Genomic DNA, 13826 nt, shown 5'->3' with positions numbered 1-13826 from the left:
CGGTGTGAGCGGGGGCGCAAGGTGAACTGCATCACGCAACGCCGCTTAGAACAGAAACTAATAGAAACTCATTAACTTTCGTATTTGACAATCATTATCATTCTGAATAGTTTGTCGCACGTCGTAGGAAGCTTCCCCAAACGGGGTGCTCCCTTTCCCCTTCGAGACAAGGTGATTTCCATGGCGGAACAACTATCCACAAGTAAGTGCGATTCACCATTACTCCAGGCGTTCGTCGACAATCGCAGCATTCTGGTCAAGATCGCGGCGCGCATCACCGGCTGCCGCTCGCGCGCCGAGGATGTGGTGCAGGATGCCTTCTTCCGGCTAAGCGCCGCCCCGCAGATTACCTCGTCGTTCAAGGCACAGCTCAGCTACCTGTTCCAGATCGTGCGCAACCTGGCCATCGACCATTACCGCAAGCAGGCGATGGAGCTGAAATATTCCGGCAGCGAAGAGGAAGGCCTGAACGTGGTCATTCCGAACGCTTCGCCCGAGGCCACGCATATCAACCTGGCGGCGCTCGAGCACATCGCCGAGGCGCTCAACGAACTGCCTCAACGCACCCGCTATGCCTTTGAAATGTACCGCCTGCATGGTGTGCCGCAGAAGGACATCGCCAAGGAACTGGGCGTATCGCCGACCCTGGTCAACTTCATGATTCGCGATGCCCTGGTGCACTGCCGCAAGACCGCCAACCGACAGGCCTGATACATCGGCGTCGCCTGCTTCGCGGGTAAACCCGCTCCCACAGGGACCGCGCAAAAATCTGAGATCTGCGCCGAGCCTGTGGGAGCGGGCGTGCCCGCGAAGAAGGCGACGCGGACTCAGGCCAGCTTGCAGCGATCGAAAAACCGCTCCCGCCCCAGAATCATCAGTGCCGCGCGCTTGTGCGGGAAGTCGAATTCCTTGTCGCAATGGAAGCACTGGTCGTGCATGTAGCCGATCATCTTGCCGTTGTCGGCACGGGGCTCAGCCACCACTCGCTGGGTGCGCGGGTCGTCCAGGAACAGGTAGTGCACCAGTGCCGAAAGCCAGCTGGCGACCTTGTGCGGGCCACGGTGCGCCTCTTCCCCGACCAGCATGTGGATGCCGCGGTCGTAATCATCGGCCGGGTAGAACGGCGCAATGCGATCCTCCTTGGCCCAGTACGCTTCGAAGTAGGCAAACGGCTGGTCATCGAAACAGCCGATCAGGGTCAGGGTATGCGGGTCGGCCTCAAGCTTGGTCAGGTATTCGCGGTGCTGCTCCAGCGAGCCCGCCTCCTGCCAGAACTTCTCCACCCGCGGGTTGTTCTGCCAGCGGTTGAAGCGCTCGAGGTCCTGGTCGACTTCCAGGGTGCGCAACGATACCCAGGCTCCCAGGCGTGCATCGAAGCGGCGATACACCTCGCCACGCGGCTTGGGTGCCCGGCGCGGGTGGCGCTTGCCGTTGCTGAACTGCATCTGCTGCGGGTAGACATCGCCGCTCGAAGCACCCAGCCACGGCTGCGGCAACTGCCAGAACAACGCGCGCTCGCACCGGTAGACGCCGGCGACTTCACCGGCCAGCAACAAACCGCTGGCCAATGCTTCCGGCACACTCGTGGGCAGATGCACGGCCAGGCGCTGGCGCGCCGGATCACGGGACAGCAGCCAATAGCAGGCCGCCCATAACGCCTGCTGCGGGCGCTCCGAGCACAGGCTTTGGACATGCACCTGCAGCGTATCGCCCGGTTCCAGACGCACCTGGATCAATGGCCGCCCTTCAAGGGTCAGGCTCAACCGACGGTCATCCCCCTCGGCATCGAGGCTGCGCCAGCGGGGTAAAGACAGGGGCTGCGAAGCGGCGTCGAACGGCATGGTCTTGGCTCACGAAAGAATGAAAGAAAGGCTCACTTCTGATGACGTGCCCGTCCCCGGGGAATTTAGTCGTTCGGCGCGGCGACGGTGATCCGGTAGGGCTGGAAGATGCGCGTCAGTTCGCCCGTGTCGCGCAGGTAGCGCAGCAGCTCGGCGAACTTCTGATCGGTGATCGGGGCACCAGGGCGCAGCAAGGCATAGTGGTGGTAGACCTGATCGATGCGCTGTGAAGCGATCAGCTGGTTGAGGCTGTCGGGGTTGCGGGCCAGGAAGTCGCTCAGGTACGAACGCGTCACCAGGGCAATGTCGGCACGTCCAGCCTGAACCATCAGCAGGTTGCTGTCGTGGGAATAGGTCAGCGTCGCGTTGTAGGTCTTGCGCAGGTAGTTGGGGTCGGGGTTGAAGTTGGCGAAGGCGTAGTGATAGCCGTTGAACAACGCCAGGCGCTTGCCACCCAGGCTGTCGAAGTAATGCTGGTCACGGCCATTGAGCTTCCTGGCGACGAACACTTCGGCATCCTCCAGGCCCATGTCCACCGTCTGGTGGGGGATCTTCTGCCAGCCCCATTCGGGGTTCTCGAAGATCGCCATGTCGGTGCGACCTTGCTGGAAATCACCAAAGCGCCGCTGAATGGAGGTGGGCACCAGGACGAAGCGGTAGTCCGGCTGCAAGCGGTTCAACGCCTCGACCAGCTGGGGCAGCAAACCGGTGTCGGCGCCCTGTTCCGGGCGCACGGTATAAGGCGGGAAATGCGCGGCGCCGATCTTCACGTCGATGGCGTCGGCGGCCCACGCCGGCACCGCCAGCCAGGCCGCAGCCAGCATCATCAGGGTGGAGATTACCTTCAGGCCGGGCGCTGGAATCAAAGCGGACGCTCATCACGGTTCATACCTGGATGCGCTTAAGCTAGGCGTTTTCCCGGCATGGCACAACTGCTGGTTATGCCAAAGTAAGGGCATTTTGCCAGGGGATGCCGTGTGGCCAGACATTGGCTACGCTGCTTTGGCATGTATGGCGAGGGAGCCTGGTATGGGCCACTGGTTGGTGATCGACCTGGAAGCCACCACCGATGACGGTGGCTGGCCGGTCACGGAGATGGAAATCATTGAAATTGGCGCCAGCCTGGTAACCCGCGAAGGCCGTGAAGTGGACCACTTCCAGCGCTTCGTGCGGCCCCGGCGGCGGCCGCAGCTGACACCGTTCTGCCGCGAGCTGACGCACATCAGCCAGGCCAGTGTCGACAGCGCTGCGGCCTTCCCCGAAGTGTGGGCGCGTTTCGAACGCTGGCTGGGGCACCACCGCGGGCAGCTGCAGGCCTGGGTCAGCTGGGGCGACTACGACCGCCAGCAGCTGTTGCAGGAATGGCGCCAACATGAAGTCGACAGCCTGCTGCGCGAGCTGCCGCACATCAACCTCAAGCAGCGCTTCGCCAAGGCTCGCCACCTGCAGCGCCCGACCGGGCTCAATGGCGCACTGCAACTGGCGGGCATGCACTTCTGCGGGCAGCAGCACCGGGCCCTTGAGGATGCCCGCAACACCGCACGCCTGCTGCCCTTGAGCCTGCCCGCGAACGGCACTTGAAAGCAGATGACGGGGCGAATGGGCTTGGGCATACTGGCCAGCCCTTTTTCACCCCCCATTCTTTCAGGAGTCGCCCATGTTCCAGGTCAACGAGTACTTCAACGGCACCGTCAAGTCGATCGCCTTTGCTGGCGCAGAAGGCCCTGCCACCGTGGGCGTGATGGCCCCGGGCGAATACGAGTTCGGCACCGCCAAGCGTGAAATCATGCACGTGGTGTCCGGCGCCCTGACCGTGAAGCTGCCGGGCAGCGACAACTGGGAAACCTTCAACGCTGGCGACAAGTTCAACGTGCCGGCCGACAGCAAGTTCCAGCTGCAGGTGAAAGTGGATACCGCTTACCTGTGCGAGTACCGCGACTAAGCATATACCTGCGCCAGCCTCTTCGCGGGCTTGCCCGCTCCCACAGGAGATCGCGTAACCCTGTAGGAGCGGGCATGCCCGCGAAGAATCCAGCACTAGTCCTTCAGGAAACCCGCCACCTTCTCAGCCGCCGCCTGCAAGTGCTGCTCATGGCTGAACCCCGAAGCCTTCAGCGGCTTCAGGTCATGATCCCCCGCCACCAGCCAGCTCACCTCGATCGCCGGTGACAGCGCATACCCTTCCACCGCCTCTCGATTGCCCAGCGCATCGCGCTCGCCCTGCACGATCAACGTGCGCGTCTTCAGCTCGGCCAGGTGCTCGACCCGGGGCTTCTCCGGCTTGCCCACCGCATAGAACGGATACCCCAGGCACACCAGCGCGTCCGCCCCCAGTTCATCGGCCAGCAGGCTGGCCATGCGCCCACCCATCGACTTGCCGCCAATGGCCAGCCTGCCCGTGACCAAAGGTCGCACCTGCCGGTACACCTCGCGCCAGCATTCCAGCAGCACCTTCTGCGGATTGGGCGGCCGTTTGCCGCCGCCGTTGCGCCGCTCGGCCATGTAGGGGAACTCGAAGCGAACCACCCCGACCCCAAGCGCCGCCAGCCTTTGCGCCATCTCAATCATGAACCCGCTGTCCATCGGCGCACCCGCGCCATGGGCCAGGATCAGGCACGCAGATGCAGCGCCCTCGCCGCCCATTCGCGGAGGATCGCAGCGCAAGCCTGGGACATTTCCGACTTGCGCCCATTGATCCCCGTCAATACCGGCACTTTGCCCATTACTCATGCTTGCCTCGCTGTAAAGCCTGCCAAAATAACCGTGGATGGGAACCCATACATGAACACAACCAGCAGTACCGCCTATAACTACAAGGTGGTCCGCCAATTCGCCATCATGACGGTGGTGTGGGGAATCGTCGGGATGGGGCTCGGCGTCTTCATCGCCGCCCAGCTCGCCTGGCCCTCCCTCAACTTCGACCTCCCCTGGACCAGCTTCGGCCGCCTGCGACCCCTGCATACCAATGCGGTGATCTTTGCCTTCGGCGGCTGCGCGCTGTTCGCCACCTCCTATTATTCGGTGCAACGCACCTGCCAGACCACCCTCTTCGCGCCCAAGCTGGCCGCGTTCAGCTTCTGGGGCTGGCAACTGGTGATCCTGCTGGCGGCCATCAGCCTGCCGCTGGGCTACACCAGCTCCAAGGAATACGCCGAGCTGGAATGGCCGATCGACATCCTGATCACCATCGTCTGGGTCAGCTACGCCATCGTGTTCTTCGGCACGCTGATGAAGCGCACCACCAAGCACATCTACGTGGGCAACTGGTTCTTCGGCGCCTTCATCCTCACCGTGGCACTGCTGCACATCGTCAACAACCTGGAGCTGCCGGTCAGCCTGACCAAGTCGTACTCGGTCTATGCCGGCGCCACCGACGCCATGGTGCAGTGGTGGTATGGCCACAACGCGGTGGGCTTCTTCCTCACCGCCGGCTTCCTCGGGATGATGTACTACTACGTGCCCAAGCAGGCCGAACGCCCGGTGTATTCCTATCGCCTGTCGATCGTCCACTTCTGGGCGCTGATCACCCTGTACATCTGGGCCGGCCCGCACCACCTGCACTACACCGCCCTGCCAGACTGGGCACAGTCGCTGGGCATGGTGATGTCGCTGATCCTGCTGGCACCGAGCTGGGGCGGCATGATCAACGGCATGATGACCCTCTCGGGCGCCTGGCACAAACTGCGCAGCGACCCGATCCTGCGCTTCCTGGTGGTGTCGCTGGCGTTCTACGGCATGTCCACCTTCGAAGGCCCGATGATGGCCATCAAGACGGTCAACGCCCTGTCCCACTACACCGACTGGACCATCGGCCACGTGCATGCCGGCGCCCTCGGCTGGGTGGCGATGATCTCGATCGGCGCGCTGTACCACACCATCCCGAAAGTATTCGGCAAGCAGCAGATGCACAGCCTCGGCCTGATCAACGCGCACTTCTGGCTGGCGACCATCGGCACCGTGCTGTACATCGCCTCGATGTGGGTCAACGGCATCGCCCAGGGCCTGATGTGGCGCGCGGTCAACAGCGACGGCACGCTCACCTACTCGTTCGTGGAAACCCTGGTGGCCAGCCACCCAGGCTTCATCGTGCGCTTCGTCGGCGGCGCGATCTTCCTCAGTGGCATGTTCCTGATGGCCTGGAACACCTGGCGCACCGTGCGTTCGCCGGCGCTCGACGCCGCCCCTGCGAACGCCCAGCTGGCTTGAGGAGACCTGCCTGATGAAACATGAAGTCATCGAGAAAAACGTCGGCCTGCTGGCCCTGCTGATGGTGTTTGCCGTGAGCATTGGCGGCCTGACCCAGATCGTCCCGCTGTTCTTCCAGGACGTCACCAACAAGCCGGTCGAAGGCATGAAGCCCTACACCGCGCTGCAACTGGAAGGCCGCGATATCTACATCCGCGAAGGCTGCGTCGGCTGCCACTCGCAGATGATCCGCCCGTTCCGCGCCGAAACCGAACGCTACGGCCACTATTCGGTCGCTGGCGAGAGCGTCTGGGACCACCCGTTCCTGTGGGGCTCCAAGCGCACCGGGCCGGACCTGGCCCGCGTCGGTGGCCGCTACTCGGACGACTGGCACCGCGCGCACCTGTACAACCCGCGCAACGTGGTACCGGAATCGAAGATGCCGTCCTACCCGTGGCTGGTCGCTGAAAAGGTCGACAACAGCCACACCGACACCAAGATGCGCACCCTGCGTACCCTGGGCGTGCCGTACACCGACGAGGACATTGCCGGCGCCCGTGACGCCGTCAAGGGCAAGACCGAGATGGACGCCCTGGTCGCCTACCTGCAGGTGCTCGGCACCGCCATCAAGAACAAGAGGTAACCGGCATGGAAATGGACATCGGCATGATCCGCGGCCTGGGCACCCTGGTAGTGATGATCGCCTTCATCGGCCTCTCACTGTGGGTGTTCAACCGTCGCCGCGACCATGATTTCGCCGAAGCGCGCCTGCTGCCCTTCGTCGACGACCGCCTGCCCCCCGCCGGGCAGGAACCTGCTGCCATGACTACGGCTGTGAGGAGCAAAGCGCAATGACCACCTTCTGGAGTACCTACATCAGCGTACTGACCATCGGCAGCCTGATCGGCCTGGCCTGGCTGTTGCTTTCGACCCGCAAGGGCCAGAGCAACAACACCACCGACCAGACCATGGGGCACAGCTTCGATGGCATCGAGGAGTACGACAACCCGCTGCCCAAGTGGTGGTTCTGGCTATTCGTCGGCACCCTGGTGTTCGGTGCCGGTTACCTGGTGCTGTACCCGGGCCTGGGCAACTGGAAAGGCATCCTGCCGGGCTACGAGAATGGCTGGACCGGTGCCAACGAGTGGCAGAAGGAGATGGAAAAGGCCGACGCCAGGTTCGGCCCGATCTTCGCCAAGTACGCCGCCATGCCCGTCGAGGAAGTGGCCAAGGACCCACAGGCACTGAAAATGGGCAGCCGCCTGTTCGCCTCCAACTGCTCGGTGTGCCACGGCTCGGATGCCAAGGGCGCCTATGGCTTCCCCAACCTGACTGACAAGGACTGGCGCTGGGGCGGCGAGCCGGAGACCATCAAGGCCTCGATCATGAATGGCCGCCACGGTGTGATGCCGGCATGGGCCGAGGTGATCGGGGAACAGGGCGTGGCGGATGTCGCCGCGTTCGTGCTGACCAACCTCGACGGCCGCAGCCTGCCGGAAGGGGTCAAGGCCGACCCGGTCAAGGGCAAGGAACTTTTCGCCAGCAACTGCGTGGCCTGCCACGGGCCTGAGGGCAAAGGCACCCCGGCCATGGGCGCGCCGAACCTGACCCACCCGCAGGCGTTCATCTACGGTTCGAGCTTCGCCCAGTTGCAACAGACCATTCGCTACGGCCGCCAGGGGCAGATGCCAGCCCAGGCGGAAATCCAGGGCAATGACAAGGTGCACCTGCTGGCAGCCTATGTGTATAGCCTGTCGCAGGATCGCGCCAGCGAGAACCTGACCGCCCAGTAATACCCTTGGGGCCGCCTTGCGGCCCCTCTCCCCGCTACACCCCTCCCTTGCACCCCCTCCGAACAGAACTAAGCTTGTTGCCACAGTGGGCTTCGCTCCGAAAGGACCGAAGCAGACGCGGCGCACAGCCTGATGCCGCCCCCGGAAAAAGCTTGACCGATCGATCAGAAAAAGATGAAAAACGGTACACATTACAAATATTTATTTGTGTACAATCGTCCCGACCCTATCGCCGCGGGACACCGGCGAAAGGGCCCGGACACGGGTCGGCGCAAGGATCCTTGCGTTGCCATAACCCTGGTGGTTATCGATACTGGCGCCGATTTTTCGACCAACAAGAACACCAAAACCGTGGAACCTTAGAATGAGCACAGCAATCAGTCCGACTGCTTATAACTATAAGGTCGTCCGCCAGTTCGCCATCATGACGGTGGTCTGGGGGATCCTTGGCATGGGCCTGGGCGTCTTCATCGCCTCGCAGCTGGTGTGGCCGCAACTGAACCTGGACCTGCCCTGGACCAGCTTCGGCCGCCTGCGCCCGCTGCACACCAACCTGGTCATCTTCGCCTTCGGTGGCTGTGCGCTGTTCGGCACCAGCTACTACGTGGTGCAGCGGACCTGCCAGACCCGGCTGATCTCCGACAGCATGGCCGCCTTCACCTTCTGGGGCTGGCAGGCGGTGATCGTCGGCGCGCTGATCACCCTGCCGATGGGCTTTACCACCACCAAGGAATACGCCGAGCTCGAGTGGCCGCTGGCGATCCTCCTGGCCATCGTCTGGGTGACCTACGGCCTGGTGTTCTTCGGCACCATCGTCAAGCGCAAGACCAAGCACATCTATGTCGGCAACTGGTTCTACGGCGCCTTCATCGTGGTCACCGCGATGCTGCACATCGTCAACCACATCTCGCTGCCGGTGAGCCTGTTCAAGTCGTACTCGGCCTACGCCGGCGCCACCGATGCGATGATCCAGTGGTGGTACGGCCACAACGCGGTGGGCTTCTTCCTCACCACCGGCTTCCTCGGGATGATGTACTACTTCGTGCCCAAGCAGGCTGAACGGCCGATCTACTCCTATCGCCTGTCGATCGTGCACTTCTGGGCGCTGATCACCCTGTACATCTGGGCCGGCCCGCACCACCTGCACTACACCGCCCTGCCGGACTGGGCGCAGTCGCTGGGCATGGTGATGTCGATCATCCTCCTGGCACCGAGCTGGGGCGGCATGATCAACGGCATGATGACCCTCTCGGGCGCCTGGCACAAACTGCGCAGCGACCCGATCCTGCGCTTCCTGGTGGTGTCGCTGGCGTTCTACGGCATGTCCACCTTCGAAGGCCCGATGATGGCCATCAAGACCGTGAACTCGCTGTCGCACTACACCGACTGGACCATCGGCCACGTACACGCCGGTGCCCTCGGCTGGGTGGCGATGATCTCGATCGGCGCGGTCTACCACATGATCCCGAAACTCTACGGCCGCGAGCAGATGCACAGTGTCGGCCTGATCAACGCGCACTTCTGGCTGGCGACCATCGGTACCGTGCTGTACATCGCCTCGATGTGGGTCAACGGCATCACCCAGGGCCTGATGTGGCGCGCCATCAACGATGACGGCACGCTCACCTACTCCTTCGTCGAAGCCCTGCAGGCCAGCCACCCTGGCTATATCGTCCGCGCCCTGGGCGGTGCGTTCTTCGCCACCGGCATGCTGCTGATGGCCTACAACGTGTTCCGTACCGTACGTGCCGCCAACCCGGCACAGGCCGAGGAAGCCGCCAAGATCGTCGTCGTGGGAGCGCACTGATGAAGCATGAAGCCGTCGAGAAGAACATAGGCCTGCTGGCCTTCTTCATGGTCATCGCCGTGAGCGTCGGTGGCCTGACCCAGATCGTCCCGCTGTTTTTCCAGGACGTCACCAACAAGCCGGTCGAAGGCATGAAGCCGCGTACCGCGCTGGAAGTCGAAGGCCGCGACATCTACATCCGTGAAGGCTGCGTTGGCTGCCACTCGCAGATGATTCGCCCGTTCCGCGCCGAAACCGAACGCTACGGCCACTATTCGGTCGCTGGCGAAAGCGTCTGGGACCACCCGTTCCTGTGGGGCTCCAAGCGCACCGGCCCGGACCTGGCCCGCGTCGGTGGCCGCTACTCCGATGACTGGCACCGCGCGCACCTGTACAACCCGCGCAACGTGGTACCGGAGTCGAAGATGCCGGCCTACCCGTGGCTGGTCGAGAACAAGCTCGACGGCAAGGACACCGCGAAGAAGCTGGAAGTGCTGCGCACCCTCGGCACGCCGTACAGCGACGCCGACATCGCCGGCGCCCGCGACGCGGTCAAGGGCAAGACCGAAATGGACGCACTGGTCGCGTACCTGCAGGGTCTTGGCACCATCATCAAAAGCAAACGGTGACGCTGATGGATATCGGGATGATTCGCGGCCTGGGCACCGTCGTGGTGATGGTGGCCTTCGTGGGCCTGGCGCTGTGGGTGTTCAACCCACGGCGCAAGAAGGACTTCGACGAAGCGACCCAACTGCCCTTCGCGGATGATCCCGGGGCCAGCAAGCACGTCGAGCAAGCAAAAGCTTCTGGGAGCAAACAACAATGACAACCTTCTGGAGTCTGTACGTTACCGTCCTGACCCTGGGCACCATCTTCTCGCTGACCTGGCTGCTGCTGTCGACCCGCAAGGGCCAGCGCGAAGAGGTCACCGACGAAACCGTCGGGCATGCCTTCGATGGCATCGAGGAATACGACAACCCGCTGCCGAAATGGTGGTTCTGGCTGTTCGTCGGCACCATCATCTTCGCCCTCGGCTACCTGGTGCTGTACCCGGGCCTGGGCAACTGGAAAGGCATCCTGCCGGGCTACTCGTACCTGGATAACGACAAGCAGACCGAGTTCTCCAACGGCCAGCCAGGCTGGACCGGCGTGCACGAGTGGGAAAAGGAAATGGCCAAGGCCAACGCACGCTTCGGGCCGATCTTCGCCAAGTTCGCGGCGATGCCCATCGAAGAGGTGGCCAAGGACCCGCAAGCACTCAAGATGGGCGCACGGCTGTTCGCCTCGAACTGCTCGGTGTGCCACGGTTCCGACGCCAAGGGCGCCTACGGTTTCCCCAACCTGACCGACCAGGACTGGCGCTGGGGCGGCGAGCCGGAAACCATCAAGACCACCATCATGGGCGGCCGCCACGGGGTGATGCCGGCCTGGGGTGAAGTGCTGGGTGAACAGGGTGTGGCCGATGTCGCCGCGTTCGTCACCAGCAAGCTCGATGGCCGCAGCCTGCCGGAAGGCGCCAAGGCCGATGCCGAGAACGGCCAGAAGCTGTTCGCCGCCAACTGCGTGGCCTGCCACGGGCCTGAAGGCAAAGGCACCCCGGCCATGGGCGCGCCAAACCTGACCCACCCGCAGGCGTTCATCTACGGCTCGAGCTTTGCCCAGCTGCAGCAGACCATTCGCTATGGCCGCCAAGGGCAGATGCCGGCGCAGGAACAGCTGCAGGGTAATGACAAGGTGCACTTGCTGGCGGCTTATGTGTACAGCCTGTCGCACCAGCCGGAAGCGGCCCAGCAGGCCGAGTAAGGCAGGTCAGGCCTATTCGCGGGTAAAACCGCTCCCACAGGGATCGCACAGGACCTGATGATTGTGCAGTACCTGTGGGAGCGGGCAAGCCCGCGAAGAGGCCGGCAAAAGCAGCACAAGATGACCTGGATCAATTGACACCCGCCATAACACGATTCACACCACGAACCCAACGCGACTAAAGGTCGCAGCGCGATCCCATATCGCCACCAGCGGCGTATCATTGATCGCAGCGCGCTAGCAGAATGCGCGAGACTGCGGCCGGCACGCACTGGCCGCGGCGTTTCTCCACTGCCGTGGGACTTGATGATGAGCAAGCAAATTCCGGTACATGACGTCACCCCGCCTGCCAACAAAGGGAAGGATTCCGTCGACCTCTACGCCTCACGCGAGAAAATCTACACCCGCGCCTTCACCGGCATCTTCCGCAGGCTGCGGATGGTCGGCGGGGCCGTGCTGTTCCTGCTCTACTTCGGCACCGTGTGGCTGAACTGGGGCGGCCACCAGGCCGTGTGGTGGAACCTGCCGGAGCGCAAGTTCTACATCTTCGGCGCCACCATCTGGCCCCAGGACTTCATCCTGCTCTCGGGCATTCTCATCGTCGCCGCCTTCGGCCTGTTCTTCATCACCGTGTTCGCCGGCCGCGTGTGGTGCGGCTACACCTGCCCGCAAAGCGTGTGGACATGGATTTTCATGTGGTGCGAAAAAGTCACCGAGGGTGACCGCAACCAGCGCATGAAACTGGACCGCTCGCCCATGAGCGGCAACAAGTTCCTGCGCAAGTTCGCCAAGCACAGCCTGTGGCTGCTGATCGGCTTCGTCACCGGCATGACCTTCGTCGGCTACTTCTCGCCGATCCGCGAACTGCTCACTGAATTCTTCACCGGCGAAGCCGATGGCTGGGCCTACTTCTGGGTCGGCTTCTTCACCCTGGCCACCTACGGCAATGCCGGCTGGCTGCGCGAACAGGTGTGCGTGTACATGTGCCCCTACGCGCGCTTCCAGAGCGTGATGTTCGACAAGGACACCCTGATCGTCTCCTACGACCCGCGCCGCGGCGAAACCCGCGGCCCACGCAAGAAGGACATCGACTACAAGGCCAAGGGCCTGGGTGACTGCATCGACTGCACCATGTGCGTGCAGGTCTGCCCCACCGGCATCGACATCCGCGACGGCCTGCAGATCGAATGCATCGGCTGCGCGGCGTGCATCGATGCCTGCGACAGCATCATGGACAAGATGAACTACCCCAAGGGGCTGATCAGCTACACCACCGAGCACAACCTCTCGGGGCAGAAGACCCACATGCTGCGCCCGCGCCTGATCGGCTATGCCGTGGTGCTGCTGGTGATGATCATCGCCTTGGGCACCGCCTTCGCCACCCGCTCGCTGGTGGGCTTCGACGTCAGCAAGGACCGCGTGCTGTACCGCGAGAACGCCCAGGGCCGGATCGAGAACGTGTACAGCCTCAAGGTCATGAACAAGGACCAGCGCGACCACGTCTACGTGCTCGACGCCGCCGGCCTGCCCGACCTGCGCCTGGAAGGCCAGCGCGAGATCCGCGTGGCCGCTGGAGATATCGTCAGCCTGCCGGTACAGCTGTCGATTGCACCCGAGAAGCTGCCCTCGACCACCAACGAAATCACCTTCATCCTCAAGAGCGCCGACGACAGCGCCGCCAAGGTTGAAGCCAAGAGCCGCTTCATCGGCCCACAGATCCGCTGACAGAGAGAACCCTGACAATGCCTGCCGCCACCGCCGCCAGCCCCTGGTACAAGCACCTCTGGCCCTGGATCATCATCGGCATCCTGACCACCTCGGTGTGCCTGAGCCTGACCATGGTCAGCATCGCCGTGCACAACCCGGACAACCTGGTCAACGACAACTACTACGAGGCCGGCAAAGGCATCAACCGCTCGCTGGACCGTGAGCTGCTGGCCCAGACCCTCAACCTCAAGGCCAGCGTGCACCTGGATGAGCTGACCGGCGAGGTGGATGTGCGCCTGAACGGCAACAGCGACCCGCAGAGCCTGGAACTGAACCTGATTTCGCCGACCCAGCCGGACAAGGACCGCAAGGTGTTGCTCAGCCGGGTCGAGACCGGGCGTTATGTCGGGCAGTTGGACGACAAGGTCGACGGGCGTCGGTTCGTCGAGCTGCTGGGTAGCCAGGACGACCATGTATGGCGGTTGTTCGAGGAAGAGAAGGTCGAGCATGGGGTCACTTTGCAACTGGGCGATGAAGCGCTCCAGGGAGCCGAACACCAGCAATAGCCACATCATCACTCCCTGTGGGAGCGGGCTTGCCCGCGAATGCGCCAGACCTGAAAACATCATTGCCTGATCAACCGCATTCGCGGGCAAGCCCGCTCCCACAGGGAGTGATGATGTGGCTATTGCTGGTGTTCGGCTCCCTGGA

At 63.1% G+C, this 13826-nt stretch carries 16 protein-coding genes; 13 read left to right on the top strand and 3 right to left on the bottom strand.

Features of this window, described 5'->3' with window-relative positions; all coding sequences use genetic code 11:
* Window positions 1-180 precede the first annotated feature (180 nt).
* A complete protein-coding gene (locus J7573_RS16785) occupies window positions 181-711 on the top strand; it encodes an RNA polymerase factor sigma-70 (RefSeq protein WP_079229034.1) in 531 nt (176 codons plus the stop codon).
* A 116-nt stretch (window positions 712-827) separates the two neighbouring features.
* Here the strand turns inward: J7573_RS16785 and J7573_RS16780 are convergent, their stop codons facing one another.
* Together J7573_RS16780 and J7573_RS16775 are read right to left on the bottom strand one after the other, a co-directional pair.
* Complete coding sequence (locus J7573_RS16780) at window positions 828-1841, bottom strand: GNAT family N-acetyltransferase (protein WP_294337473.1); 1014 nt, start codon at window positions 1839-1841, stop codon at window positions 828-830.
* Window positions 1842-1906: 65 nt separating this feature from the next.
* Window positions 1907-2707 (bottom strand): ABC transporter substrate-binding protein, encoded by an 801-nt coding sequence (locus J7573_RS16775; RefSeq protein ID WP_294337470.1) that lies wholly within the window; start codon window positions 2705-2707, stop codon window positions 1907-1909.
* A gap of 163 nt (window positions 2708-2870) precedes the next feature.
* On the opposite strand from J7573_RS16775, the gene J7573_RS16770 reads away from it, so the two are divergent.
* Window positions 2871-3422: an exonuclease domain-containing protein gene (locus J7573_RS16770; protein WP_110636765.1), complete on the top strand. Its 552-nt coding sequence runs from the start codon at window positions 2871-2873 to the stop codon at window positions 3420-3422.
* A 76-nt stretch (window positions 3423-3498) separates the two neighbouring features.
* Window positions 3499-3783 (top strand): pyrimidine/purine nucleoside phosphorylase, encoded by a 285-nt coding sequence (locus J7573_RS16765; protein ID WP_110636762.1) that lies wholly within the window; start codon window positions 3499-3501, stop codon window positions 3781-3783.
* Window positions 3784-3878: 95 nt separating this feature from the next.
* Here the strand turns inward: J7573_RS16765 and J7573_RS16760 are convergent, their stop codons facing one another.
* Entirely contained in the window at window positions 3879-4571 is a 693-nt protein-coding gene (locus J7573_RS16760; protein ID WP_294337466.1) for an alpha/beta family hydrolase, read from the bottom strand.
* 51 nt (window positions 4572-4622) lie between these two features.
* Here J7573_RS16760 and ccoN (J7573_RS16755) point away from each other — a divergent pair, with 51 nt between their 5' ends.
* The 10 genes from ccoN (J7573_RS16755) (at window position 4623) to J7573_RS16710 (ending at window position 13681) form a co-directional block, all read left to right on the top strand.
* A complete protein-coding gene (ccoN, locus tag J7573_RS16755) occupies window positions 4623-6047 on the top strand; it encodes a cytochrome-c oxidase, cbb3-type subunit I (protein ID WP_294337464.1) in 1425 nt (474 codons plus the stop codon).
* Between the two features lie 13 nt (window positions 6048-6060).
* Complete coding sequence (gene ccoO, locus J7573_RS16750; protein WP_054884101.1) at window positions 6061-6669, top strand: cytochrome-c oxidase, cbb3-type subunit II; 609 nt, start codon at window positions 6061-6063, stop codon at window positions 6667-6669.
* 5 nt (window positions 6670-6674) lie between these two features.
* A complete protein-coding gene (locus tag J7573_RS16745; protein ID WP_294337463.1) occupies window positions 6675-6881 on the top strand; it encodes a CcoQ/FixQ family Cbb3-type cytochrome c oxidase assembly chaperone in 207 nt (68 codons plus the stop codon).
* Window positions 6878-7819 carry a cytochrome-c oxidase, cbb3-type subunit III gene (ccoP, locus tag J7573_RS16740; protein ID WP_294337462.1) on the top strand — a complete coding sequence of 314 codons (942 nt, stop codon included), beginning with the start codon at window positions 6878-6880 and terminating at the stop codon, window positions 7817-7819. Before J7573_RS16745 ends, ccoP (J7573_RS16740) begins: the two co-directional genes overlap by 4 nt.
* A gap of 364 nt (window positions 7820-8183) precedes the next feature.
* Window positions 8184-9626: a cytochrome-c oxidase, cbb3-type subunit I gene (gene ccoN / locus J7573_RS16735; RefSeq protein WP_294337460.1), complete on the top strand. Its 1443-nt coding sequence runs from the start codon at window positions 8184-8186 to the stop codon at window positions 9624-9626.
* The gene (gene ccoO, locus J7573_RS16730; RefSeq protein WP_054884105.1) at window positions 9626-10234 is read left to right on the top strand and encodes a cytochrome-c oxidase, cbb3-type subunit II; all 609 of its coding nucleotides are present in this window, start codon (window positions 9626-9628) and stop codon (window positions 10232-10234) included. The genes ccoN (J7573_RS16735) and ccoO (J7573_RS16730) overlap by 1 nt, the downstream gene beginning before the upstream one ends.
* Window positions 10235-10239: 5 nt before the next feature.
* Window positions 10240-10431 (top strand): CcoQ/FixQ family Cbb3-type cytochrome c oxidase assembly chaperone, encoded by a 192-nt coding sequence (locus tag J7573_RS16725; RefSeq protein WP_027921276.1) that lies wholly within the window; start codon window positions 10240-10242, stop codon window positions 10429-10431.
* Window positions 10428-11408: a cytochrome-c oxidase, cbb3-type subunit III gene (ccoP, locus tag J7573_RS16720; protein WP_294337454.1), complete on the top strand. Its 981-nt coding sequence runs from the start codon at window positions 10428-10430 to the stop codon at window positions 11406-11408. The genes J7573_RS16725 and ccoP (J7573_RS16720) overlap by 4 nt, the downstream gene beginning before the upstream one ends.
* 309 nt (window positions 11409-11717) lie before the next feature.
* A complete protein-coding gene (ccoG, locus tag J7573_RS16715) occupies window positions 11718-13133 on the top strand; it encodes a cytochrome c oxidase accessory protein CcoG (RefSeq protein WP_294337453.1) in 1416 nt (471 codons plus the stop codon).
* Between the two features lie 17 nt (window positions 13134-13150).
* Window positions 13151-13681: a FixH family protein gene (locus J7573_RS16710; RefSeq protein ID WP_294337451.1), complete on the top strand. Its 531-nt coding sequence runs from the start codon at window positions 13151-13153 to the stop codon at window positions 13679-13681.
* The last annotated feature ends 145 nt before the right edge of the window (window positions 13682-13826 follow it).

The organism is Pseudomonas sp. (assembly GCF_017744435.1).
GTDB lineage: Bacteria > Pseudomonadota > Gammaproteobacteria > Pseudomonadales > Pseudomonadaceae > Aquipseudomonas.
This window is presented reverse-complemented; position numbering and strand designations above follow the sequence as displayed.

What these genes read in the sequence shown, in the direction of transcription:
- J7573_RS16785 (WP_079229034.1), top strand. Translation starts at nt 181, where the DNA reads ATGGCGGAACAACTATCCACAAGTAAGTGCGATTCACCATTACTCCAG.
- J7573_RS16780 (WP_294337473.1), bottom strand. Translation starts at nt 1,841, where the DNA reads ATGCCGTTCGACGCCGCTTCGCAGCCCCTGTCTTTACCCCGCTGGCGC.
- J7573_RS16770 (WP_110636765.1), top strand. Translation starts at nt 2,871, where the DNA reads ATGGGCCACTGGTTGGTGATCGACCTGGAAGCCACCACCGATGACGGT.
- J7573_RS16765 (WP_110636762.1), top strand. Translation starts at nt 3,499, where the DNA reads ATGTTCCAGGTCAACGAGTACTTCAACGGCACCGTCAAGTCGATCGCC.
- J7573_RS16760 (WP_294337466.1), bottom strand. Translation starts at nt 4,571, where the DNA reads ATGAGTAATGGGCAAAGTGCCGGTATTGACGGGGATCAATGGGCGCAA.
- ccoN (WP_294337464.1), top strand. Translation starts at nt 4,623, where the DNA reads ATGAACACAACCAGCAGTACCGCCTATAACTACAAGGTGGTCCGCCAA.
- ccoO (WP_054884101.1), top strand. Translation starts at nt 6,061, where the DNA reads ATGAAACATGAAGTCATCGAGAAAAACGTCGGCCTGCTGGCCCTGCTG.
- J7573_RS16745 (WP_294337463.1), top strand. Translation starts at nt 6,675, where the DNA reads ATGGAAATGGACATCGGCATGATCCGCGGCCTGGGCACCCTGGTAGTG.
- ccoP (WP_294337462.1), top strand. Translation starts at nt 6,878, where the DNA reads ATGACCACCTTCTGGAGTACCTACATCAGCGTACTGACCATCGGCAGC.
- ccoN (WP_294337460.1), top strand. Translation starts at nt 8,184, where the DNA reads ATGAGCACAGCAATCAGTCCGACTGCTTATAACTATAAGGTCGTCCGC.
- ccoO (WP_054884105.1), top strand. Translation starts at nt 9,626, where the DNA reads ATGAAGCATGAAGCCGTCGAGAAGAACATAGGCCTGCTGGCCTTCTTC.
- J7573_RS16725 (WP_027921276.1), top strand. Translation starts at nt 10,240, where the DNA reads ATGGATATCGGGATGATTCGCGGCCTGGGCACCGTCGTGGTGATGGTG.
- ccoP (WP_294337454.1), top strand. Translation starts at nt 10,428, where the DNA reads ATGACAACCTTCTGGAGTCTGTACGTTACCGTCCTGACCCTGGGCACC.
- ccoG (WP_294337453.1), top strand. Translation starts at nt 11,718, where the DNA reads ATGAGCAAGCAAATTCCGGTACATGACGTCACCCCGCCTGCCAACAAA.
- J7573_RS16710 (WP_294337451.1), top strand. Translation starts at nt 13,151, where the DNA reads ATGCCTGCCGCCACCGCCGCCAGCCCCTGGTACAAGCACCTCTGGCCC.